Source organism: Streptococcus parasanguinis (assembly GCF_047465465.1).
Lineage (GTDB): Bacteria > Bacillota > Bacilli > Lactobacillales > Streptococcaceae > Streptococcus > Streptococcus parasanguinis_AI.
This window is the reverse complement of sequence record NZ_JASGZU010000003.1, coordinates 269200-291583: the sequence shown is the minus strand read 5'-3', so window position 1 is coordinate 291583 and position 22384 is coordinate 269200. Positions and strand designations below refer to the sequence as shown.

General features: G+C 43.1%; 20 protein-coding genes and 2 tRNA genes. 2 read left to right on the top strand and 20 right to left on the bottom strand.

Going from position 1 to position 22384, the window contains the following annotated elements:
* Positions 1-70: 70 nt before the first annotated feature.
* The 12 genes from QM351_RS07360 to rsgA all read right to left on the bottom strand — a co-directional run bounded on the left by QM351_RS07360 (position 71) and on the right by rsgA (position 15769).
* Entirely contained in the window at positions 71-4861 is a 4791-nt protein-coding gene (locus QM351_RS07360) for an endo-beta-N-acetylglucosaminidase (protein WP_414327105.1), read from the bottom strand.
* A 234-nt stretch (positions 4862-5095) separates the two neighbouring features.
* Positions 5096-6106 (bottom strand): type I glyceraldehyde-3-phosphate dehydrogenase, encoded by a 1011-nt coding sequence (gap, locus tag QM351_RS07355; protein ID WP_006154814.1) that lies wholly within the window; start codon positions 6104-6106, stop codon positions 5096-5098.
* Between the two features lie 279 nt (positions 6107-6385).
* Positions 6386-8467: an elongation factor G gene (gene fusA / locus QM351_RS07350; RefSeq protein ID WP_414327104.1), complete on the bottom strand. Its 2082-nt coding sequence runs from the start codon at positions 8465-8467 to the stop codon at positions 6386-6388.
* A 285-nt stretch (positions 8468-8752) separates the two neighbouring features.
* Positions 8753-9223, bottom strand: a complete 471-nt coding sequence (gene rpsG / locus QM351_RS07345; RefSeq protein ID WP_003003105.1) for a 30S ribosomal protein S7 — start codon at positions 9221-9223, stop codon at positions 8753-8755.
* Positions 9224-9242: 19 nt separating this feature from the next.
* A complete protein-coding gene (gene rpsL / locus QM351_RS07340) occupies positions 9243-9656 on the bottom strand; it encodes a 30S ribosomal protein S12 (RefSeq protein WP_003003125.1) in 414 nt (137 codons plus the stop codon).
* 205 nt (positions 9657-9861) lie between these two features.
* A complete protein-coding gene (locus QM351_RS07335) occupies positions 9862-10434 on the bottom strand; it encodes a hypothetical protein (protein ID WP_024054651.1) in 573 nt (190 codons plus the stop codon).
* Between the two features lie 23 nt (positions 10435-10457).
* On the bottom strand, positions 10458-11273 hold the full coding sequence (gene purR, locus QM351_RS07330; protein WP_003012466.1) for a pur operon repressor: 816 nt from the start codon (positions 11271-11273) through the stop codon (positions 10458-10460).
* A 135-nt stretch (positions 11274-11408) separates the two neighbouring features.
* On the bottom strand, positions 11409-12353 hold the full coding sequence (locus QM351_RS07325; RefSeq protein ID WP_227038433.1) for a 3'-5' exoribonuclease YhaM family protein: 945 nt from the start codon (positions 12351-12353) through the stop codon (positions 11409-11411).
* Positions 12340-13590, bottom strand: coding sequence for a DNA recombination protein RmuC (locus tag QM351_RS07320; RefSeq protein ID WP_003012406.1), 1251 nt, complete (start codon positions 13588-13590; stop codon positions 12340-12342). Before QM351_RS07320 ends, QM351_RS07325 begins: the two co-directional genes overlap by 14 nt.
* A 1-nt stretch (position 13591) precedes the next feature.
* The gene (locus QM351_RS07315; RefSeq protein WP_414327115.1) at positions 13592-14224 is read right to left on the bottom strand and encodes a thiamine diphosphokinase; all 633 of its coding nucleotides are present in this window, start codon (positions 14222-14224) and stop codon (positions 13592-13594) included.
* A complete protein-coding gene (rpe, locus tag QM351_RS07310) occupies positions 14217-14876 on the bottom strand; it encodes a ribulose-phosphate 3-epimerase (RefSeq protein WP_414327103.1) in 660 nt (219 codons plus the stop codon). The genes QM351_RS07315 and rpe overlap by 8 nt, the downstream gene beginning before the upstream one ends.
* A gap of 14 nt (positions 14877-14890) precedes the next feature.
* On the bottom strand, positions 14891-15769 hold the full coding sequence (gene rsgA, locus QM351_RS07305; RefSeq protein WP_414327102.1) for a ribosome small subunit-dependent GTPase A: 879 nt from the start codon (positions 15767-15769) through the stop codon (positions 14891-14893).
* 248 nt (positions 15770-16017) lie between these two features.
* Here rsgA and QM351_RS07300 point away from each other — a divergent pair.
* Both QM351_RS07300 and QM351_RS07295 read left to right on the top strand, forming a co-directional pair.
* A tRNA-Leu gene (locus tag QM351_RS07300) sits at positions 16018-16100 on the top strand.
* Between the two features lie 4 nt (positions 16101-16104).
* Positions 16105-16194, top strand: a tRNA-Ser gene (locus tag QM351_RS07295).
* 44 nt (positions 16195-16238) lie between these two features.
* Here QM351_RS07295 and rsmA read toward each other — a convergent pair.
* The 8 genes from rsmA to QM351_RS07255 all read right to left on the bottom strand — a co-directional run bounded on the left by rsmA (position 16239) and on the right by QM351_RS07255 (position 22366).
* Entirely contained in the window at positions 16239-17114 is an 876-nt protein-coding gene (rsmA, locus tag QM351_RS07290) for a 16S rRNA (adenine(1518)-N(6)/adenine(1519)-N(6))-dimethyltransferase RsmA (protein ID WP_414327101.1), read from the bottom strand.
* A 19-nt stretch (positions 17115-17133) separates the two neighbouring features.
* On the bottom strand, positions 17134-17847 hold the full coding sequence (locus QM351_RS07285; protein ID WP_003002998.1) for a hypothetical protein: 714 nt from the start codon (positions 17845-17847) through the stop codon (positions 17134-17136).
* Between the two features lie 88 nt (positions 17848-17935).
* Positions 17936-19345 carry an SseB family protein gene (locus tag QM351_RS07280; RefSeq protein ID WP_414327100.1) on the bottom strand — a complete coding sequence of 470 codons (1410 nt, stop codon included), beginning with the start codon at positions 19343-19345 and terminating at the stop codon, positions 17936-17938.
* A 133-nt stretch (positions 19346-19478) separates the two neighbouring features.
* Complete coding sequence (rnmV, locus tag QM351_RS07275) at positions 19479-20045, bottom strand: ribonuclease M5 (protein WP_414327114.1); 567 nt, start codon at positions 20043-20045, stop codon at positions 19479-19481.
* A gap of 17 nt (positions 20046-20062) precedes the next feature.
* The gene (locus QM351_RS07270) at positions 20063-20536 is read right to left on the bottom strand and encodes a hypothetical protein (protein WP_214259318.1); all 474 of its coding nucleotides are present in this window, start codon (positions 20534-20536) and stop codon (positions 20063-20065) included.
* Between the two features lie 10 nt (positions 20537-20546).
* Complete coding sequence (locus tag QM351_RS07265; protein ID WP_414327099.1) at positions 20547-21329, bottom strand: TatD family hydrolase; 783 nt, start codon at positions 21327-21329, stop codon at positions 20547-20549.
* A 125-nt stretch (positions 21330-21454) separates the two neighbouring features.
* A complete protein-coding gene (gene rpmH / locus QM351_RS07260; protein WP_003003086.1) occupies positions 21455-21589 on the bottom strand; it encodes a 50S ribosomal protein L34 in 135 nt (44 codons plus the stop codon).
* 147 nt (positions 21590-21736) lie between these two features.
* Complete coding sequence (locus tag QM351_RS07255; RefSeq protein ID WP_414327098.1) at positions 21737-22366, bottom strand: HI_0552 family protein; 630 nt, start codon at positions 22364-22366, stop codon at positions 21737-21739.
* Positions 22367-22384: the final 18 nt, after the last annotated feature.

Here is a 22384-nt window from a genome sequence, read left to right as displayed (position 1 = left end):
CTCTGGTGAAAACCAGAGAGGTTTTTTTGAGAGTGACTTTTTAAGTGAACAAAAGAATCTTTTAGAAGACTTACTCTTCTTTCTTCTTACCAGCCAAGAGGAAGCCGCCTAAGGCTGCTAGGAGAACAGCTTCAGCTGCAAAGGAAGCTTCTAGGCTTGCCGTATTTGGCAAGTGTTCCGATTGACTTTCTCTACTTGCATCTTTTGTTTCTTGCTGAACCGTTGGCTGTAAGTTCACTCCTTGGTGGGCACTTAACAACTGATGGATCTCTTGATCGACCATATCCTTGTGTTCTTCCTCCTGATGATCCGCTTGAGTAGAAGTCGTTGGGGCCAACTGATCCACTTGAGAAGGCTCTGTAGGCTTCAATGGATTAGCTGGATCCGGAGTCACTGGGGTAGCTGGTTGAACAGGTTGATTTGGTTGAGCCGGTTGAACTGGCTGATCTGGTTTAGCCGGTTCTTCTGGTTGGATCGGTTGATCTGGTTCTTCCGTTTGTGCTGGCTTATAGACAATCGCATAGTGAGTAAAGTGAGGAGCTGTAAAAATGACCACATCTCCAACTCTCTCAAAGGCCAAGGATTGAGGTGCTTGACCTTCTGGGAAGAAGAGGACTTGCTCCACTTCTTTATCCTTATCCACAGGGATTTTCACAAGGGATGGATGCTGGGTATCGACATCCTGACCGCTTGCATCGACTCCTTCGATATCAAAGATAGTCGCTTCTCGTCCCTTCAGCTCTTCTTTTTCTGCCTGATTGGCTTCAACTTTCGTGACTTTCAGTCCTTTGACAACGGTTGGCTCTAAGTTGGAGAATTGAACTTCGACTCCAGTCGCAGGATCTACAAAGACCGCTGGCTTATCTTCTTTCAGGAGCGCAATCAAGGTCTCTAGACCTGTCTTAGCTGTTTCAAGCGCTTCAGGCGTGAGCTCTGAAGAAGCTAGGAGCTCTTTATTTTTCTCAACCAGTGCCTGTAAAGCTTCACCAGAAGGGTGATTTGGCTTGCTTGCTAATAGAGCAGTCGCTTCTGTTGTCAGAGTAGAAAGAGCTTCTTTTTCTTTTGTTAGATTAGCTTGACCATCCAAGGCTTTCAAGAGAGCGGTCAATTGGTTCAACTGCTCATTGACTTGATCTTGTGTGCTGGTATCATGCTCTTTCAAGACTTTTTCAGAAGCAGCCATTCCAGCCAGCAAAGCTTCTTTAACTTCAGGACTGGCAAAAGTAAAGTCTACTTTGGCTTTTGCAGCTTCAGCTTCAGCCAATTTTTGCTTGAGGTATTCATCGTTGAGAGCTGGTTTTGGATTGACGAGGACATCAAAGCTTGTGCTAGCTCCTTTGTAATGGACAGTGATGGTTTGACGACCTTCCTTGGTCGTATCAAAGCCAGTCACTTCCACACCTTCATCTGTCAAGGCATGCGTTTCGGTCGTTTCATCTTCAAAGACGACTGTAAAGCGTCCACCTTCTTTTTCCAATGATTCTCCGACAATATATTCCACTTTTGGTTTGTCGGTCAATTCTAGACCAGCAACTGCTTTTTCACCTGCTTCTTCTGCACTGACCACAAAAACAGTGAGGGTCTTATCCAATTTCTGACCAAGGTAAGAGACTTCTAGGTGTTGTTCTCCCAGCTTGCTACTGTCAAATCCATGAATCTCTACACCTGAGTTGGTGAGGTTGACCAGTTGATCTGCTTGGCCATCTTTATAATGAACGCGGAGAGTCGCCCCTTTCAAGGAAAGGGCATCGCCTTCCCGGTAGACCTTCTTAGTCAATCCATCTTCAAATTGAAGGCCCACAATTTCTTTATCATTCTTTGGAACTTCGATCGCCAAAACATTACTGATATCTTTACCAGGTTCTTGCGCACGATAGTATAGAAGAGATGGGGTTGATTCAAAAGCCAATGGTTTAAAGATCAGATTTCCAGCTTGATCGGCTGTCATGGTCGCAATTGGACTAGTGGCTTCTTTATCGGCATAAAGAGTCAGAGTAGTATTAGCTGGGACATCTTTGAAACCGACTTGTACAAAATGATTACCTAGGTTTTGCGCTGCAGCATGTTTCATCGGAATGTTGACCGTCTCAGTATCTAGACTTTCATACATCTTCCAGTTGTAAATCCGGATGGCTTGCCATGGAGTGCCGTTATCTGCTGTAATGACATGGAGACGCCAGTCTTGAGCCTTGATCGGATGATCAAGTGTAATGTCAGATACATGGGCTTTATTGCCACGAACTTCCTTAGCGAGCTTCCATTCACCCGCTTCGTCCTTGTAGTAAAGGTCGAAGTCACGGGTATTCATCTTGCCATCGTCGACAGATTCCCCACCAGCACCGGCATGGTCCATGACCCAACGAACAATGGTCCGAGGTTGTGTCAAGCGGATATCGACGGTTCCACTCAATTGAGCAGAAGACCATTTATCTGAAAGACTGGTAATGGTCCCATTTAACATGCCTTCAATGCCTTCACTACCATCCGCATCTGGGAAGCTTGAACCGATCACTTTGGCTCCGATGACTACGTTTGGCGCTAAAGCTTTTGGAAGACTGGTATCTGACACGGTCATGCCCCAATCAAAGGCCACGGTTCCCGCATCTGAACGTTGACCATTCTTCCCAACTGCCACAACCTTGAGTTCCTGAGTGGTTCCTTCAGCACTTGCTGAACGGCTAACTTTTGGTAGATAGACGGTTGTCGCAGAAGACCCTGTTAAGAGACGCCAGTTATCGCCATCTTTTTCATAGACTTCATAATAATCCGCATCTGCTACCCCTTTAAAATTGAGGACTGCTTCTGCTTCTTGCGCATTTTGTAGGCGTTTTGCTCGAACGGATACTTCTGCTGGAGTCGCTGGTTTCTCTTGGTTTGAAGTAATCGACAATTGGCCGAGATTAAATTTGTAGTCTTTAACATCCGTATCATGGTCAAAGAACATCTTCACAGCATAAATGGTCTTGCCAGCCAAACTTCCCAAATCAAAGGTTTGAGTAGACCAATCCGCACTCGGTGTCAATTCTTTCCATTCGTATTCAGAGTAGTCTTCTTTGGTGGCAACAGCTACCCAGGCAGCTGCTCCGATCCCACCTTTATGACTGACGCTCAATTTTGTCGTTTCTGTCACAGGAATCTTGGTCGAATAGAGCATGACATTTTGACTGCTATTGGCTTTTAAATCTCCTTCAAAGGCTAGAGAATTTCCTCCATTGTAGGCTTGATCAAAATCATAACGACCTTTCAATTGAGCACTATCCTCACTATGCTCTACCCACCAACGCCATGTTGGAAGGTAGCCAGAAACAGAACGGTAGTTCCACTCCCCTTCTTTAGAAATCTTGCCATCCACAAACCAGTGTTTTCCGTGTCCAGTATTAAAGGAAGTATTGAAATCTTCACTAGTGATTGGGGTTTTGTCCACTACTAGATTGGACATACCGTACCAAGATTGGTCTGCTGGTTTTCCTTTAGTCGGATCTCCTTGGAAACCTGTCCAGAATAGATCTTCATGGGTATGGTATCCTTCTCCAGTCTTTCCTAGCCCTGTAATCGTATCTGGCGCATAAAGACCAAGGGATAGACGCAACTTGCCATGTTCATCTAAAATGGCATTCCAGTCTACATTAGTCTTATAAGAGCCTCCTTTTTGGAGCTCGAGTCCAGCTAGAACATCATAAGGATTCCGATGAATCCATTTAGCTGTGCTGATGGAATAATCAACTTCTGATTTGCCCCAGTTAAAGTTAGCAAAGAAGGTATCCACTGGGTTTTCCCCATTTTCTGGCTGCATGAAATTGTAGTTGTATTCTCCCAGCGCATTCTCATGGTAACGGCCATATTCATAGGTCATAGCATCATACCAGGAATACTTAATCGGATAGTTCAGACTCTTCGCATATTCCTTGGTATAAAGAAGGAAATCTCTCAATTTTGGACCCAATGGTTCTACAAGATTTCCGGTTGTTTCTTGGTTGATAAAGTAACCATCAAAGCCATAGTACTTAGCAAGTTCAACTAATTTACGGGCGATCGGGAAAGTTTTAGAGCCTTCACTATCTTCTTTCAAGGTTTCTGCAAAATGTTCTTGATCCTTGATGCTGCTAGACCAGTTATAAAAGAGTGTTCCATAAATAGGAACCCCATTTCGGTGGGCAGCATCGATCACATCTGCTGATGGAACCAGCCCTTCCCAAAAGACCATGGAATCCAAATATTGCCAGTAATCAAAAGCATAGGCCTTAAACTCTTCCCCGCCGACAGACGCATGATCCTTGGCTTTAGAGTTCATGTTTGACAGCGCTTGGATCTTCGCTTCAGGGTTGGCTTGTTCATTAATTTGTTTTCCTTGGAAACGACTCGCAAGTGGGACGCTTGCTCTGTTCATATCGTCATCCACTCGTTTTCCTGGTTCCCACTTCAAGAGATCATCCCAGGTATCGAACTTAACTTCTTTGGGCCTTAATTGTTTTTCTTCATTGGTTGGTAAATCGGCCACTTTTTCAGCAGTAGCTTTCGGTTTTTCAGTCTCTGAAACAGCTGGAGTATCTGTAGTCGTCGAGCTAGCTTCTGTACTTGTAGGACTAGCCTCTGGAGTGACCGCTTCTGTGGCCGGTTTTGCAGGATCAGCCGTAGGAAGTGCCGCATCTGCAGTATAGACGCCAGCTTCTCTCACTAGATGATTAACATCTTCAGTCGCTACTGAAGAGGTTTCCAAGGGTTGTTCACTAGTAGAAACCGTCTCATCTGCAGAGACAGCGCCTGTTCCTAAAAATGCTAACCCAATCAATGCGGAACAAACTCCCACACTGAATTTTCGTATACTAAATCGTTCTTTCTTTTCAAATAGATGACCCTTCATCTTGACCTCCTTGTATGGTTTTTTTCTTTTTCTTGAGCGATTTCCATTGGCTCCTTTCTCCACGACCTGTAATCGCTTTCATTTCGTTGTATTAGAAATCTCCAATCAAGGATAGGATACCCTAATCTATTTAGCACTGTCAATCAATTTTAGCAATTCCTATAATATGATGAGAAAGCCCTAAAAAAAGTACAAAAAAAGAGGAGGTTTCCCTCCTCTCATCATACGCATGAATTATTTAGCAATTTTTGCGAAGTATTCAAGAGTACGAACAAGTTGTGCAGTGTAAGACATTTCGTTGTCATACCATGAAACAACTTTAACCAATTGTTTACCGTCAACGTCAAGAACTTTAGTTTGAGTTGCGTCAAACAATGATCCGTAAGACATACCTACAACGTCTGAAGAAACGATTGGATCTTCAGTGTAACCGTATGATTCGTTAGCTACTGCTTTCATAGCTGCATTTACTTCATCAACAGTAACGTTCTTTTCAAGAACAACTACCAATTCAGTAACTGATCCAGTTGGAGTAGGAACGCGTTGTGCAGCTCCGTCCAATTTACCGTTCAATTCAGGGATAACCAAACCGATTGCTTTAGCAGCACCAGTTGAGTTAGGAACGATGTTAGCAGCACCAGCGCGTGCACGACGAAGGTCACCTTTACGGTGTGGACCGTCAAGGATCATTTGGTCACCAGTGTAAGCGTGGATAGTAGTCATCAATCCTTCAACAACACCGAAGTTATCTTGAAGAGCTTTAGCCATTGGAGCCAAGCAGTTTGTAGTACATGAAGCACCTGAGATAACTGTTTCAGTACCATCAAGAATATCGTGGTTAGTGTTAAATACGACTGTTTTAACATCTGATCCACCAGGAGCAGTGATAACAACTTTCTTAGCACCACCAGCATGCAAGTGTTTTTCTGCAGCTGCTTTAGTAGCAAAGAAACCAGTTGCTTCAAGAACGATTTCTACACCGTCGTTAGCCCAGTCGATTTGTTCTGGATCGCGTTCAGCAGAAACTTTAACGAATTTACCGTTAACTTCGAATCCACCTTCTTTAACTTCCACAGTACCGTCGAAACGACCTTGAGTTGTATCGTATTTCAACAAGTGTGCAAGCATAACTGGATCTGTAAGGTCGTTGATGCGTGTAACTTCAACACCTTCTACGTTTTGGATACGACGGAAAGCAAGACGTCCGATACGACCGAAACCGTTAATACCAACTTTAACTACCATTCGTGATTTCCTCCTTATGAAAATCAAAAAAATTTTTTGTGAAAAGAGTAACTTGACACAGCGCCAAACATCTTTTAACAGTCTCTATTATATACTTTATTGCATTAAAAAGCAACTATTTCCCAACGAAAAGCAAGATTTATCATAGATCACCACCTCTTTTATTAAAGTTTTTCACAAAGTCTTGATCGATAGGAAAAGCGCTATTTTACTTGTACTCACTTTTGGAACAAAGAAAAACTCTTCCCAAAGTGGGAAGAGTTTTTAAGCATTGGTAAATTAAGCTTCACCTTTAGCTTTTTTAATGATTTCTTCTTGTACTGATTTTGGTACATCTTCGTAGTGGTCAAATACCATCATGAAGGTACCACGTCCTTGAGTTGCAGAACGAAGGACAGTAGCGTAACCAAACATTTCAGCAAGTGGCACATAAGCACGAACGATTTGGCTTGCACCGTGTGCTTCCATACCATCTACACGTCCACGACGAGCAGTTACGTGACCCATAACATCCCCAAGGTTTTCTTCAGGAACTGTGATGGTTACAAGCATCATTGGTTCAAGGATAGCTGGTTGTGCAGTCTTAGCAGCTTCTTTAAGCGCAAGAGATGCAGCGATCTTGAAGGCAGTTTCAGATGAGTCGACATCGTGGTATGAACCATCGTAAAGCTTAGCTTTCACGTCAACCATTGGGTAACCAGCAAGAACACCGTTCGCCATAGATTCTTGAAGTCCTTTTTCTACTGCAGGGATGAATTCACGTGGAACCACACCACCGACGATCGCATTTTCGAACTCGAATCCTTTACCTTCTTCGTTTGGAGTGAATTCAATCCAAACATCACCAAACTGACCTTTACCACCAGATTGACGTTTGAAGAATCCACGTGCTTGTGTAGAAGCGCGGAATGTTTCACGGTAAGATACTTGAGGAGCACCAACGTTAGCTTCAACCTTGAATTCACGTTTCATACGGTCAACAAGGACATCCAAGTGCAACTCACCCATACCAGAGATAACTGTTTCACCAGTTTCAGGGTTTGTTTCAACGCGGAATGTTGGATCTTCTTCAGCCAATTTTTGAAGGGCAATACCCATCTTGTCTTGGTCTGCTTTAGATTTAGGCTCAACCATCAATTGGATAACTGGTTCTGGAACTTCGATTGATTCAAGGATGATTTTTGCTTTTTCATCTGTCAATGAGTCACCAGTTGTAGTATCTTTCAAACCAACGGCAGCAGCGATATCCCCAGAGTAAACTGTTTCGATTTCTTTACGAGTGTTGGCATGCATTTGAAGGATACGTCCGATACGTTCACGTTTACCTTTAGAAGTGTTCAATACATATGAACCTGAGTTCAAGACACCTGAGTAAACACGGAAGAATGTCAAACGACCTACGAATGGGTCAGTCATGATCTTGAAGGCAAGAGCTGCAAATGGCTCTTCATCAGATGCTGGACGTTCTTCTTCTTCGTCTGTATCTGGGTTTACACCCTTGATTGCAGGGATATCAAGTGGGCTTGGAAGGTAGTCAAGGACCGCATCCAACATCAATTGAACCCCTTTGTTCTTGAAGGCAGAACCACAAAGTACTGGGTAGAACTCAACGTTGATTGTAGCTTTACGGATACCAGCTTTCAATTCTTCGTTAGTGATTTCTTCCCCTTCAAGGTATTTCATCATCAAGTCTTCATCAGTTTCAGCAACTGCTTCAACCAATTTTTCACGGTATTCTTGAGCTTGGTCAAGGTATTCAGCTGGGATATCTTCTTCAAGAATGTCTGTACCAAGGTCGTTGGTGTAGATTTCAGCTTTCATCTTGATCAAGTCGATGATTCCACGGAAGTCATCTTCTGAACCGATTGGCAATTGAATTGGGTGTGCGTTTGCTTGAAGACGATCATGAAGTGTGCTTACTGAGTAAAGGAAGTCAGCACCGATTTTATCCATCTTGTTCGCAAATACGATACGAGGAACTCCGTATTCAGTTGCTTGACGCCAAACTGTTTCTGTTTGAGGCTCAACACCTGATTGTGAGTCAAGAACCGTTACAGCACCGTCCAAAACGCGGAGTGAACGTTGTACTTCGATAGTGAAGTCCACGTGTCCTGGTGTGTCGATGATGTTTACACGAGTGTCTTTCCATTGAGCGGTTGTCGCAGCAGATGTGATAGTGATACCACGTTCTTGTTCTTGCTCCATCCAGTCCATTTGTGACGCACCTTCGTGAGTTTCACCGATTTTGTGAATCTTACCAGTGTAGTAAAGGATACGCTCAGTTGTAGTTGTTTTACCAGCATCGACGTGAGCCATGATACCGATATTACGAGTTTTTTCAAGTGAAAATTCGCGTGCCATGAGGTTTGTTTCTCCTATATTTTTTATTTCTATATTCTATTATAACATGATTTAATAAAAACGGATAGGCAGGACCTACCCGTTCTCAGTGTTTTCATGCTAAGTTTTGGTTCCAACTTGTAAGAAAAGTTGAATTGAACCCGGGCTAAAGTTAGTTAGCCGATTTGAGCTTAATTGAACCCAGGCTAAAAGCTCGGAAAATAGATAAGCTTTCCTAGAATCTTTGATTCTTCGTCAAGCTTCCTAATTTTCAGTCGCTTTTTTAACGCCCTTAGTATCTTAATCTTACCAGCGGAAGTGTGCGAATGCACGGTTAGCTTCAGCCATACGGTGAGTATCTTCACGTTTCTTAACAGCTGCACCAGTGTTGTTCGCTGCATCCAAGATTTCTTTTGCAAGACGATCAACCATTGTGTGTTCACCACGTTGACGAGCGATTGTTACCAACCAACGAAGTCCAAGTGTTGTACGACGTTCTGGACGAACTTCAACTGGGACTTGGTAGTTAGAACCACCGACACGGCGAGCACGTACTTCAAGTACAGGCATGATGTTTTCCATAGCTGTTTCGAATACTTCAAGAGCATCGTTTCCAGTAGCTTCTTTAATTTGTTCGAAAGCTCCATAAACGATTGAAGCAGCTGTACCACGTTTACCATCAAGCATAACGCGGTTGATAAGACGAGTAACTAATTGTGAATTGTAAAGCGGATCTGGCAATACATCGCGTTTAGGCGCACGGTTTTTACGACTCATTTTTCTTTATCCCCTTTCCTTATGCTTTTGGTTTTTTAGTACCGTATTTAGAACGGCCTTGTTTACGATCGTTTACACCTGCAGTATCAAGTGCTCCACGGACGATATGGTAACGTACCCCTGGAAGGTCTTTTACACGTCCACCACGAAGAAGAACCACGCTGTGTTCTTGCAAGTTGTGTCCGATACCTGGGATATAAGCAGTTACTTCGATCAAGTTGCTCAAACGTACACGGGCAAATTTACGAAGGGCAGAGTTAGGTTTTTTAGGTGTCATTGTTCCAACACGAGTTGCAACACCACGTTTTTGTGGTGAAGAAACGTTTGTTTGAACTTTTTTATGACTGTTGTAACCAACGTTCAAAGCTGGTGATTTAGATTTTTCTACTTTTGATTTACGCGGTTTGCGAACCAATTGGTTAATTGTAGGCATCTACATTCTCCTGTGAAATTTTTTATTTTTGGTGATGGTACACTTGGTGACAGCTACCATCTGTGTGTACTTTTGCAACATTTGTCAGCACGTCCCTGTACACTCTTGAGAGACCAAAAGTAAAAAGTACCGTCTATTATTATAACATGACGGCACTTTGATTGCAAGATGTTTTTTTATTTTTTAAAGAAGTCGAAAAAGTTCATTATTGTCCAGCTTCAGCAGGTTCTTCTGCCCCTGCATCTGCAGCCGGAGCATACTGCTGTTGCTGTTGTGGTTGAACTGTCGCATTGGCTCCAGCTACTCCAGCATTGGCATTGGCATTAGTATTTGCGTTCGCGTTCGTGTTGGCATTAGCGTCTGTTTGAGTCTGCTGTGTTGCCGCTGTGTCGCTCTCATAGGTCAGTCCATAATAGTTAGCGATGTATTGGATACGGGCCTCAAGCGATTGCTTTTGAGTCGCATCTTTGACTTTCTTCACAGCAGCTTGGGCAGCGTTCACAGAATCTTGACTTGGAGTTGTTTCCATTTGAACGACTGCTTTTTCAGCAGCTTCTGTATTTTTCTTTTCTTCCTTCTTTTCTTTTTCTTCCTTTGTTTCCTTTTTCACTGGAAGGGAACCTGTTTTTTTAGCAGGTTGAATTTCTGTCGTTACCTGGGCAGCCGTATTCTTTTTAACGGTATACAAACCAGCTACCAAAATAAAGGATAGAGACAGAACTGTCACCAAGCGTATCCACAAAGGACTATTATCAAATCGATCTAAAATTCTTTTCACTTTTTGATCCTCCTTTGTTGCTCTTAATCAAAGATATTCCCAACTTCGACACTCAATTTGTTTTCTTTTACATCGATGTTGGTCACGCGCAATAAGGATTTGTGTTCAAAGAATTCACGGTCGGTTGCAGCATTATCCGCAAAGACAGCTACTCCTGCTAATTCAGAATCGAATTCAGCCAAGAGACTGACCATCCCGTTAATCGTTCCGCCACCTTTAAGGAAGTCATCGACAATCAAGACCCGGCTTCCTGCTTTTAGGCTCCGTTTTGAAAGGAACATTTTCTCAATGCGATCCCCACTTGAGCCTGAAACATAGTTGACACTAACGGTTGACCCTTCTGTGATTTTCAAATCACGACGGACAATAACAAAAGGAACATTCAAGACATTGGCTACTGCATTGGCTAGTGGAACTCCCTTGGTCGCTACGGTCATGACAGCATCAATTTTCTTATCTCGAAAGGCTTTGGCAATGATGCGGCCGATCCGATTCAAAATCTTTGGATTGCTCAAAAGATCAGACAGGTAAATGTAGCCACCAGGAAGGATACGATCACTTTCAGACAGTTGCTTGCAAAGATCTTCGACGATTTCTTTGGATTCTTGATCTGAGATAGAGGGTGTAAAGATAACACCTCCACCAGCTCCTGTAATGGTCTCAATATTTCCGATTTCCATTTCTTCAAACGCACGCTTAATGATCACGATATCTTCTGAGATGGAAGACTTGGCAGACTCATACTTTTCCGCAAACGTATTGAGGCTAGTCAATTCATAGGGATGGTTGATCAAGTAATTAGAAATCACGACCATCCGTTCACTTCTTCTTAATTTCATTTTCTCACCATGTAGTTTTTTCTATCATTATACCATAAGAAGCGAAAAAAACGAACATTCTGATTTACAGAAGGCCGTTTTTTCCTGATTATTTTATTTTTGGCAGAATCATTCCCGTATTTATCCCTGTTTTTACTAGTCGAGATTCGGTTTATAGAAGGAACGATTTTCCATAGCGAAGATTTTATTGGTCATCTCGCCAGGACCAATTAAGCCAAGTGCCGTTGTCATCATCATCATTTCAGCATCCAAATTATCGATCATATGAATAATCTCTGCTTCCATAATTTTTGGACGAACAGGACTACCGTATTCCAGCAAGCCATGGTGACTCAAGATCACATGGCGAAGGACGATGACTTCTTCTTTTTGGTCATCAATCTTCAACTCTTGCAAGACCTTGGTGATTTCTTCATCGATCAGTGCAATGTGGCCGATGAGGTTGCCTCGAACAGTGTATTCTGTATTTTCAGGTCCCGTCAACTCGATCACTTTGGCCAAATCGTGTAACATAATCCCCGCAAAGAGCAAGCTCTTATTCAACTGAGGATAGATATCACCGATACTATCTGCCAAGCGGACCATGGTCGCCGTATGATAAGCGAGACCGGCTTCAAAGGCATGGTGGTTGGTCTTAGCAGCTGGATAGCTATAAAACTCTTTCTCATATTTCCCATAGAGGGCCCGGACAATCCGTTGCCAGACTGGATTTTCAATTTTGAAAATCATGTTTGACAGGTATTCATGCAATTCTTTGGGATCTACTGGTGGTTTTTCCTTAAAGTCTGCTGGATTGTTGGGCTCTCCTGCTTGTGGCAAACGCATGTTCAATTGATTGACTTGCGGGGTATTATTGTAAACTTCTCGACGGCCAGACATATGGACCACGCGCCCAGCTGTAAAGCTCTCTACATTGTGGGGTTGAGCGTCCCATAGTTTGCCTTCGATTGTACCGGTCTCATCCTGGAAGACAAAGGCGAGGTAGTTTTTCCCGGCCCGCGTTTGACGCACTTCTGCTGACTTGATCAAATAGAATCCTTCGAACAATTCATCTTTTTTCATTTGGTTAATTTTGACCATCATCTTCTCCATCTTCTATATATACATCTAGTCCCAGCAGGTCCTCATCGCTTTCGATTTGGCGGAGTGTCCGCTCGATGGCACTGGTCCGTCTGGTTAGCAAATCATCAATATTATTGGATGCATTCTTTAAATGGCGCTGAGTCTTGGCCAGAATCCCTCCAAACTTATGGAATTCTGATTTGACCGATCCCAACACCTTGCTAATGTCATCTGCACTCTTTTGGATGTTGAGCGTTTTAAAGCCAACAGACAAGGAGTTCAAGAGGGCTGATAAGGTACTTGGCCCAGCCACTAAAATTTGTTCGTCCCGACGCAAGCGATCGAAGAATTCTGGATTGCGAACCACTTCGGAATAGAGGCCTTCGGTTGGCAAAAAGAGAATTCCGAAATTCGTTGTCGCTGGTGGAAAGAGGTATTTTTGTTGGATATCCTTAGCAAAACGCTTGATACTAGCAAGAAGGGCCTTGCGGTAACGCTCGATCTCCTCTTTCTCTCCTGATTCATAAGCTTCTTCCAGACGATAGTAGTCTTCCAGTGGGAATTTAGAGTCAATCGGCAGATAGACTGGCTCCTCTCCTTGTCCTGGAAGCTTAATGGCATACTCCACGCGCTCACTGGATTGGGGAACGGTGACAAACTCCCGCTCATACTGGGCTGGGGTCAAGATATCTTCAATGATTTGACCCAGCTGCAATTCGCCCATAATCCCACGCGTCTTGGTGTTGGAGAGAACTTTATTAAGGGTTCCGACATCCCGCGCCACTGTCTGCATTTCTCCCAACCCTTTGTTGACCGACTCCAATTGTTTTGAAACCGTCTCAAAGGAGGTCTGCAAGCGGTGCTGCAAGGTTTTCTCCAATTTTTCTTCTACCGTTTGGCGCATCTGTTCTAGCCGCACTTCATTGGACTCTTGGATCTGGCGCATGCGCTCATCTGTTTTGTCCCGATTTTTAGTAAAGTGCTCATTCATCTCAGCGCGCAGAGCCGTCGTCTGCTGGTGGATCTCCACTCGCATCTCGGTCAAGCGATCTGTCAGAGCGATCTCTAACTGCTGATTGGCAATCTGGCTTGCTTGTCTTTCTTTTTCAAAACGATAGTCCAACTGGTCTGTCAAATGATCCTCATGGTCTTCCAGCATCTCTCGTAAAGCCGGTCTTGTGTCGTCTGACCGTTGCAAGAGATAGATGAGGAGGCCCAGATTGAGCAGGCCAATCAGAAGCAGAATGATATTCATATTAACCTCTGTCTTTACTATAAACAATGACAAGATAGCCACGGTCGAGACTCACTTGAATCGGTTGATCTAAAAATTCATTGGAGCCATACATGGCCTTCAAAAAATAATTCTCCGAATGGAGCGGATACTTGGCACCTGTGATCTCTACGCGACCTTGTCCGACAGGCATAAAACCAACATAGGACATAGTAGAATCTGGCTGAATCTCGTGGTGGCCAGCTGGTCTGTAGATCAAGCGATTTTGGCCATCGACTAATTGGATCTGCTCCATATAGGGAGCTAGGTCTGGATCGGTCGGCAAAAAGATATTAGACAAGAAGTGATCCAAGCGACCACCAAAGGCACCGTAAACGGTGACTGCAGCATCTGGATAGTCTTCAAAGACTGCTTTCAAGGCTAATTCCAAATCCGTATCGTTCTTTTCAGGGACGGACTGAACCACTTGCTTGGCTTGGGTGCGGATCTTGCTCAAATCAGTTTCAGAAATGGAATCAAAATCCCCCACTGCCATATCTAAAGGCAAGCCTTGTGCCAGCAACTTCAAACAGCCTCCGTCGACACCTACGTATAGATCTTGATCTTTTGGTAGTAGAGAAGAATCTCCACCCGCCAATACTCCTATATTAACCATTGATGGCATCTCGAAGCGTTTGCACACGCTCATTGACATCTCCATTAAAGACATAAGAGCCCGCTACAAAAACATTAGCCCCAGCTTCTTTTGCTTGGGAAATACTTTTGCCATCAATTCCGCCATCGACTTCGATATCAAAGTCTAAGCCTTTCTCTTCACGAAGAGCTGCTAATTCGCGCACCTTGTCCATTGTTTCTGGAAGAAAGGCTTGGCCACCGAATCCTGGATTAACGGTCATGACCAAGACTTGATCCACCAAGTTCAAGACGTGTTTGATACTGTCTACAGGAGTTCCTGGATTAATCACAACACTAGCTTTCACACCGGCTTGACGAATTTTTTGAAGAGCTCCGTGGATATGAGGAGTCGCTTCTACGTGAATGCTGATGATATCCGCACCTGCACGGGCAAATTCTTCAATGTGGTGTTCGGGATTGGTCACCATCAAGTGGCAATCAAAGACCAACTTGCTATGTGGACGCATACTCTCTACGACTCCAGCCCCAAAGCTGATATTTGGCACAAAATGACCATCCATGACATCGATATGAGCATAGTCAGCTCCAGCTGCTTCTAAGCGTTTCAACTCACTTTCAAAATTAGCATAATCTGCACTCAAAATTGAGGGTGCTAGTTTCATTGTTTTCATTCTTCTATTGTCTCCTATTTTGGCATTTTTTTCGAAACTTTTTTATAGGTTTCGCGACGGTTTTCAATCTCACTTAGAAATTGCAAGTAATCCTCATATCGGAAAGTCGCAATTCCCTCTGTTTCAACGGCTGGTTTTACCGCACAAGCAGGCTCATGCGTGTGGGTACAGGTACGAAATTTACAAGAGTGGCTCACGTCCGCAATCTCTGGGAAGGCTTGATTTAAGTCCTCACTGGTCGTCACTTCATAATCAAGGGATGAAAAACCTGGTGTATCCGCAATCTTTCCTCCATTTAAATGGTAAAAGCTGACAGCTCGGGTCGTGTGTCGACCACGCCCCAGACTATCTGAAATCTCACCCGTTTCAAGCTCTAGATCCGGAGCGATTTTATTGAGCAAGGTCGATTTTCCTACACCAGTCTGTCCCATAAAGACCGTGGTTTGATTGGTCAAAAGGGGCAAGAGTTCCTCAATTGACAAGACAAAATCATAGCCAATAGCCTGGTAGATTCCTTGGTAGTAGTGGACGTCTTCCATATCTTCTAACAAGTCCAGTTTTGAAATATAGACAATGGGATGAATCCCCTTATGCTCCAAAAGAACCAGAAAACGGTCTAAAAGGTTGGCATTGAAATCAGGTTCCTTAGCTGACATAATGACTACTGCCTGATCAATATTGACAATAGGAGGGCGCACGAGGCTATTTTTTCGAGGCGCAATGCTCAAGATGTAGCCTTCTGAATTCTCTTCAGCAGAGAACTCCACCTGATCTCCTACATAAGGAGTCTGTCCTTTTTTTCTAAAATTTCCACGAGCCCGTGTCTGGTAAATGTGCCCGTCTGACTCCACGTAGTAGAAGCCAGCCAAGGCCTTGACGATTGTTCCTTGCAAATCGTACTCCTTTGAGATTAATACTATCTATTATACCAAAAAATGAAAAATAAGGCTGGATTGCTTGATAAGAAAAAACGAAAAGTGAACCTCTCCGGACGCTTTTAGAAACGAATAGGTTCATTTTTTAAATGGATAGAAACAGAAGACGGAGTATCTGTTATGACTTGTCTTTTAGCAGAATTCGGGAAAGGACACCTTCCTTTTTTTCCTTGGCATTTTTCCTAAAAAGTGTATAATAGAACTATGCGGAGGTGGTGGAATGGCAGACACGCATGCTTCAGGCGCATGTGCCCCTTCGGGCGTGAGGGTTCAAATCCCTTTCTCCGCATCTTGGAAAGGTGGCCCAGCTCGGTACGGCACCGGACTCGAAATCCGGCAAGTGGATTTTTATTCACGCGCGGGTTCAAATCCCGTCCTTTCCTTCTAGAACAAACAAGACATGAGCACGAAGCTCATGTCTTTTCTGTTATTTTATTCCTGCATCTAGAAGGCCATCTGTTAGACGGGCAAAGTCTTCTAAGCTAAGAGCTTCTCCTCGTACAGATGGTTTCAATCCAGCTGCTTGGATCCCTGCTTCCAACTTAGCTTTGATTTCTTCGGTCTTTCCAAAGCGACTGGTCAAGTTGTTCCAAAGCGTTTTGCGGCGGTGGACAAAGCTGGCTTTACTGACAGAGAAGAAGAAATCTTCATCCTCGACAGTTACTGCTGGTTCTTCGCGACGGACCATCTTGAGGATGGCAGAGTCGACGTTTGGTGCGGGCACAAAGACGGTGCGGGGCACGATAAAAGCTACCTTAGCGGTCATATAGTATTGGACTGCAATGGATAAAGAACCATAAGCCTTGGTGTTGGGCTCAGCTGAGATGCGGTCTGCCACCTCTTTTTGCATCATGACCACAAATTCTTGGAAAGGAATCTTGGATTCGATCAAGTGCATGAGGATTGGAGTCGTAATATAGTAAGGAAGGTTAGCCACCACCTTGATCGGAAGGTCTGGATTTTTAAACTCTGCGATGTACTGGTTGAGGTCTACCTTGAGGATGTCTTGGTTGACAACCGTGACATTGTCAAAATCACGCAAGGTATCCGCTAAGATGGGAACCAAACGGTCATCAATTTCAAAGGCCATCACTTCTGCGGCATTTTCCGCCAAAAACTCAGTCAGAGCCCCAATCCCAGGACCGATTTCGATGACATTGACTTGCTTATCAATCTCAGCCGTATCCACAATTTTTTGAAGGATGTTGGTATCGGTCAAGAAGTTTTGACCGAAGGATTTTTTAAAGGTAAAACCGTGACGCTCCAGCACTGCCTTGGTCACGCTATAATCTGCAATTCTCATTTTTTCTCTTTTCTATTTGTTAGCTAAAAACAATATATAAAACCCACATAATTCCTAGTGCCAACAAAATCCAAAACACTAAAAGAACACGAGACTTCTTCCCTTGTGAATCGGCTCCAGTCATATCGAGCGCTTTCTTATCTTCTTGGGGGTTCATTTTCTTCAGTTCATCCTGATAGGCAACCGAATCTAGAATATTGTCTTCTGGCAATAATTCTGAAGCATAATAATCAGGAAAGCCCATAGCAAGACCAATTAAGTTCTTTTCTGTCAAAGAAAAATCTAAATCTTTGGGTTGATTTTCCCGAATAGCTCGTATATTTTTTAACAGTTTATCAGAAACAACAGACACTTGATCCATAAAAACAACATCTAAGACATCAAATCCGAGCACATCATCATCTTTTACGTTTGCAAGAATATAACGAACAAAGGCATCATATAATTGTAAGGTCTGAGAAGCATTTTCTTCTAAAAAAGACCGGTTTTGGAGGGCGCTTTGCCGGAATTTTTCAATAGGAAGAAAGATATCTACATTCTGCTCTTGGTAAAATCTTTCTGCTTGCTCCTCATCTTCTTCGAGTTCTTCTGCTGTTTTCCAGAGAGCAATAGGAGCTTTTAAATCTTCTTCATCCCAAAACAATTGCCAAAAATAAGGTATCGTGTAAATTCCCTCTGTTAAGATACGAGCTTCATCTCCGTTTTTTAAGTAAATATAACTTCTATTCGCCATTCCATTTCCTTTCAAAATCTTTGAAAAAGGGTAGTGGTTCAGGTAAGATGTAGATAAAACTATATAGTTTCCCAATGAAAGAAACTCTCTAATCTTTATCTCTGCCTTCTAGTTCCTCACTAAACTTTTGCATTTCCTTAAAAGCTGTTAGGCTAACATAGGCACCCGCTTCATAATACTCCGTTGGATTTATGGCATAGTCAAAGCCTTCAATCATGCCACCAGCTTCTTCAATCATGCCATTCCACTTTTCATCAAAGACCATTCGCAGACGTTTCCAATCAGTAAATACCGGCACAGAGTTGCGCCCATCTTTTCCTTCTCTGACTGGGATGCTGAACTTAGCGTCTTCTTTCAATACAAAGGAGTTGACTCCCTGACTCTTATCGGGGAATCCCGAAGTAGCATTTAAAGGAATGAGGAGTTTGGCTTTTGGCATGGCTGCTGAGAAGAATTTATAATAGAGGTTATATATTATTTCTTCGTCATCTGTCGTAGGCTTATCCATCTGCCCCATCAATAGCATCCATCTTACAATATCAGGATTCATAACAGGAACTTGTATCTCTGGTAGGTTCGAAAAATCTGGTTTATGAACCAAAACAGAAGCACTAATGCTGACTTCCTTGGTATTAAAGGTTGCTCCCAAAGCTCCATTCAAGTAAAAGGCTGTCCCAAGAAAATTCTCAATTCCTTTTTTATTTGCTGTATTTTCAATCAGTTTCACAACTGAATTTGGTCGACTATCAATGGTTTCCTTAAATTGGTGATACCAACGCGGCGTATATAGCATGATCATCGGGTCTGAACAGAGATAACCCTCTTCACCTCTATCATAGGTCGTTGAGAAAAGATACGCTTCCCCCGTTTTTTCTGAAAAGACCGCGTAAATCGAATCTGCTGCTAACAACTTGTCCTTGACTAATTCTGCTAGACGTTCTAGCTTTCGAGTGTTAGCTTGATAGCTTTCTTCACTTTCAGTTTTCTGATTTTGACGGCACTCCCATAAAAAGAGGCGCAATATTTCTATGCTATCATCAAGACTAGCAGCTTGATAGTCTTCATTGGACATTTGACCTTTTTGGACAATTACAAACGCGTTATAAAGAGCATCTCTATAGCTTGATAGCCGTTGTTCCTCATCGACACCATAACTATAGAGAACACTTCCCTTTTTAAGATTAACCAAGGAAGTTTCCAAATCGATTACCAAATGAGCTAGAGATTCATCCGTGAGAACATCTACATCCTTATTTTGATTAATGAGTTTTTTCACGACTACAGAACCAAGAGCGTCCATACCTTGATCGGGATTGCAAAATTGCAGACAATCCCCAACCTTGAGTCCGCCCTCTAAGCTCCCAATAATCAATAATTCATTCGTCTCCTTTATCGGAAATAGTTCTAGAACTCCCAAGCAAGTTTTGTCAAATGACTCTACTGTTTCATTTGTTGCTTCAGTTGTTTCTGCCTTTTTTAAAAAATCGAAGATTCCCATAAATTATCCTCATTATCTACACTCATAACAAATCCTGTGGAGTCACTTTTCTAATGCTTGCAACCAAGCCTGATTAAACCGTATATGCTTACTTCTATTGTGTCACTTTCCCCTTGCTTTTTAGGGGAGTTTCTCAATCCTCATAACTTTTCATGGTATCTTCAACTTCAGCCAAACAAATTCCAAACAACTCCAAGCGTTTGATCAATTGCTTGCCATTGCAGTAGCCGATGCGCAAGGCTTCGCCTAGATATTCCCGCCGTTTGCGACTATCGCTTCCCATCAAAAGTCCAAGCCGCATCAAGTCAGTCTTTGTGATATCAAAGAAATTTTCATCTTCGTAAGACCCGACCAGTCCAGCTAGGGCTTTTTCTAAATCTTCAAAACTAGCATGCTCCACTCCAAGAGAACGCCCCTTGGTCTTGGATTTGGGGACTGCTTCGCCACGATTTAAAAAGGCATGTTTGGCCTGGGGTACCTCTTGCATAATGATCTTGCGAATTCGCTCACCATTATAGTCTGGATCGGTAAAGACAATGACCCCACGCAACTCTTGCAAGGTAGCAATTCGTTCGAGGTCATCTTGATTAATGGCGGATCCACGTGTCTCATAGGTATCCACCTCATAATAGCGTTTCAGATTGGCCGTATCGTCCTTGCCCTCAACGACAATAACTTGAGGGATTTTTATTCTATTTATCACTATTGTCCTCCAATTCAATCATAACCTGACAAAGTTAAAAGAACGATTTCCTCTGGAAATACCAACAAGCGAACACTGCCAGTCACAGCACCGGATTCCAAAAATAATAATTCTCCATTTTTTTCGTTTAAAGAATAAATAAGCGGTCGTTTTTCTTTAATTTTTTGGCATAATTTCTGAAATCTTACCTCTAATTCAGGAGCATTGATTATTAAATATTTGAAAAAATTCAGCAAACTTTTTTCTGCAATTAGATTATCATCATAGCTGATTTCTCCTAATTCATTTAAGAGCCGGATTGTATCTGGCAGATTTTTCAAACTATATCCAAGTATTTCAAAAGTGAGAGGGGAAATCAAAATCTCACATAAATTCATTTCTTGTAGTAAGTCATTGAAAGCAATAGTTGATGTTTTATTAATCCTTGCCAGCATTTCTTCGGAAATCCCTCTAAAATAATATATATCATTATTTTGTATATCGGACAATCGTTCGCTCCTATTCATCCATGTCACTCAGACCAAACAAATTTCTTGCATTGTCATAGGTTGCCTGAGCCACTTCTTCTGTTGTTAAGCCACGTAGTTCTGCAATAAAATCTACCACATAACGAGTGTAGGCTGTTTTATTTTCCCGACCACGTTTGGGAACTGGTGCCAGGTAAGGGGCGTCTGTTTCAACCAAGATCTTCTCGAGCGGAAGGCCAGCTGCCGCTTCTTGGACATCTGTTGCCTTCTTAAAGGTCACCACTCCAGAAAAAGAAATCATCATTCCCAAATCCATGAAGCGTTTCGCTTCTTCTAAACTTCCTGAGAAAGAATGCATGATCCCACCGCGAGGACCGACTCCTTCACTCTTGATGATGGCATAAGTATCTTCTAAAGCATCACGTGTATGCACCACAAAAGGCAAGTCCAACTCTTTAGACAATTGAATCTGACGACGAAAAACCTTTTCTTGGACATCTTTTGGTGACGTCATCCAGTGGTAATCCAGACCGATTTCTCCGAGTGCGACAACTTTAGGATGTTTTAGCTGTTCAAGTAAATAGGCCTCCACTTCAGGAGTATAATCTCCCGCCTCAGTGGGGTGCCAACCAAGCGTGAGATAGAGTTCTGGATGCTGGTCTGCCAACTCCATGGCACGCTCAATCGTCGGTTTGTCAAAACCAACGATATTGTGGGCTACAACACCCATTTCCTTGGCCAAGTCGAGCTCTTCTTGTTCTTTTCCTGCGAATTCTTCCACATTGAGATGGGTGTGGGTATCAAAAATCTGCATGATCTTCCTTTTCTTCCGAGTTTTTCTTCTTTCTATTATAGCAGAAAGCGCCTCTAAATTCACTTTCGGACAAAACAAAAACCAGTAGTCTCGAGTTTCTACTGGTTTTTAGGTTTTTATCTGAATTAGGCAGCCAAAACTTTGCGTCCTTTACGACGACGAGCTGCCAATACGCGACGACCATTTTTAGTTGCCATACGGTGACGGAAACCATGTTTGCGCGCACGACGAAGTTTACTTGGTTGATAAGTACGTTTCACGATGAATACCTCCTCATAGATTTTGTATTCGTTTAGCCGGCTAGTTGTGATCAGTTACTAAACATACTTTACTATTCTATCGGATTCGACTCTATTTGTCAATAGCTATGGCAAAATTGTTGCAAATACAGGTCGGAGAACACCTTTCTACACCTGACGGGTTGCCAAGTAATAGGGTTCCAGAGCCACCAGCGCCTTTTGCAACTGATCCAGGATATCCTCAAGAGAATCTTCCTCGACTAGAGAAACATCGTATTTGACGAGGACCTTACGAACCACCCCTTCTGCTACTGCTTGCAACAGATCATGGCGATTCTTTTCTGTTCCTTCTACCCTTTGACTCTCCCCATTTTTCTGGGCGAAATAATAAACTGGCTGAGAGATAGGAAGGGTGAGAACCTTGTGTTGCTTTTGAAGGCTCTCTTCATCTTTTTTTCGCTCGATAAAACTCACCTCTAAGGAAACACCAAAATCGGCTGCATCTCCATAAAGTCTCAAGGCAAACATGGGCTCTGCCATCGTCCCTTCTCCTTTTAGATAGGCCCAAAAATGAGGCCGCAAGACCTGGGCCTGGTTCATCCATTGGCTAGTCCGATTCTGCTCCAAGTAAGGGTGACGCTTCTGAAAGGCTGAGACTAAATCGGTGAATTCCTTACGAGCCGCTTGAGCTAGGGCACGATACTGCTCCATCTCTGGGGCTAGCACCCCAGCCTTTGCTGGGGCCTGGTAGTGAATTCCTTGAAGCTTTAAAAACTCTCGAATCGCTGCAAATGCCATTTGCTTCCTTTCTAAACC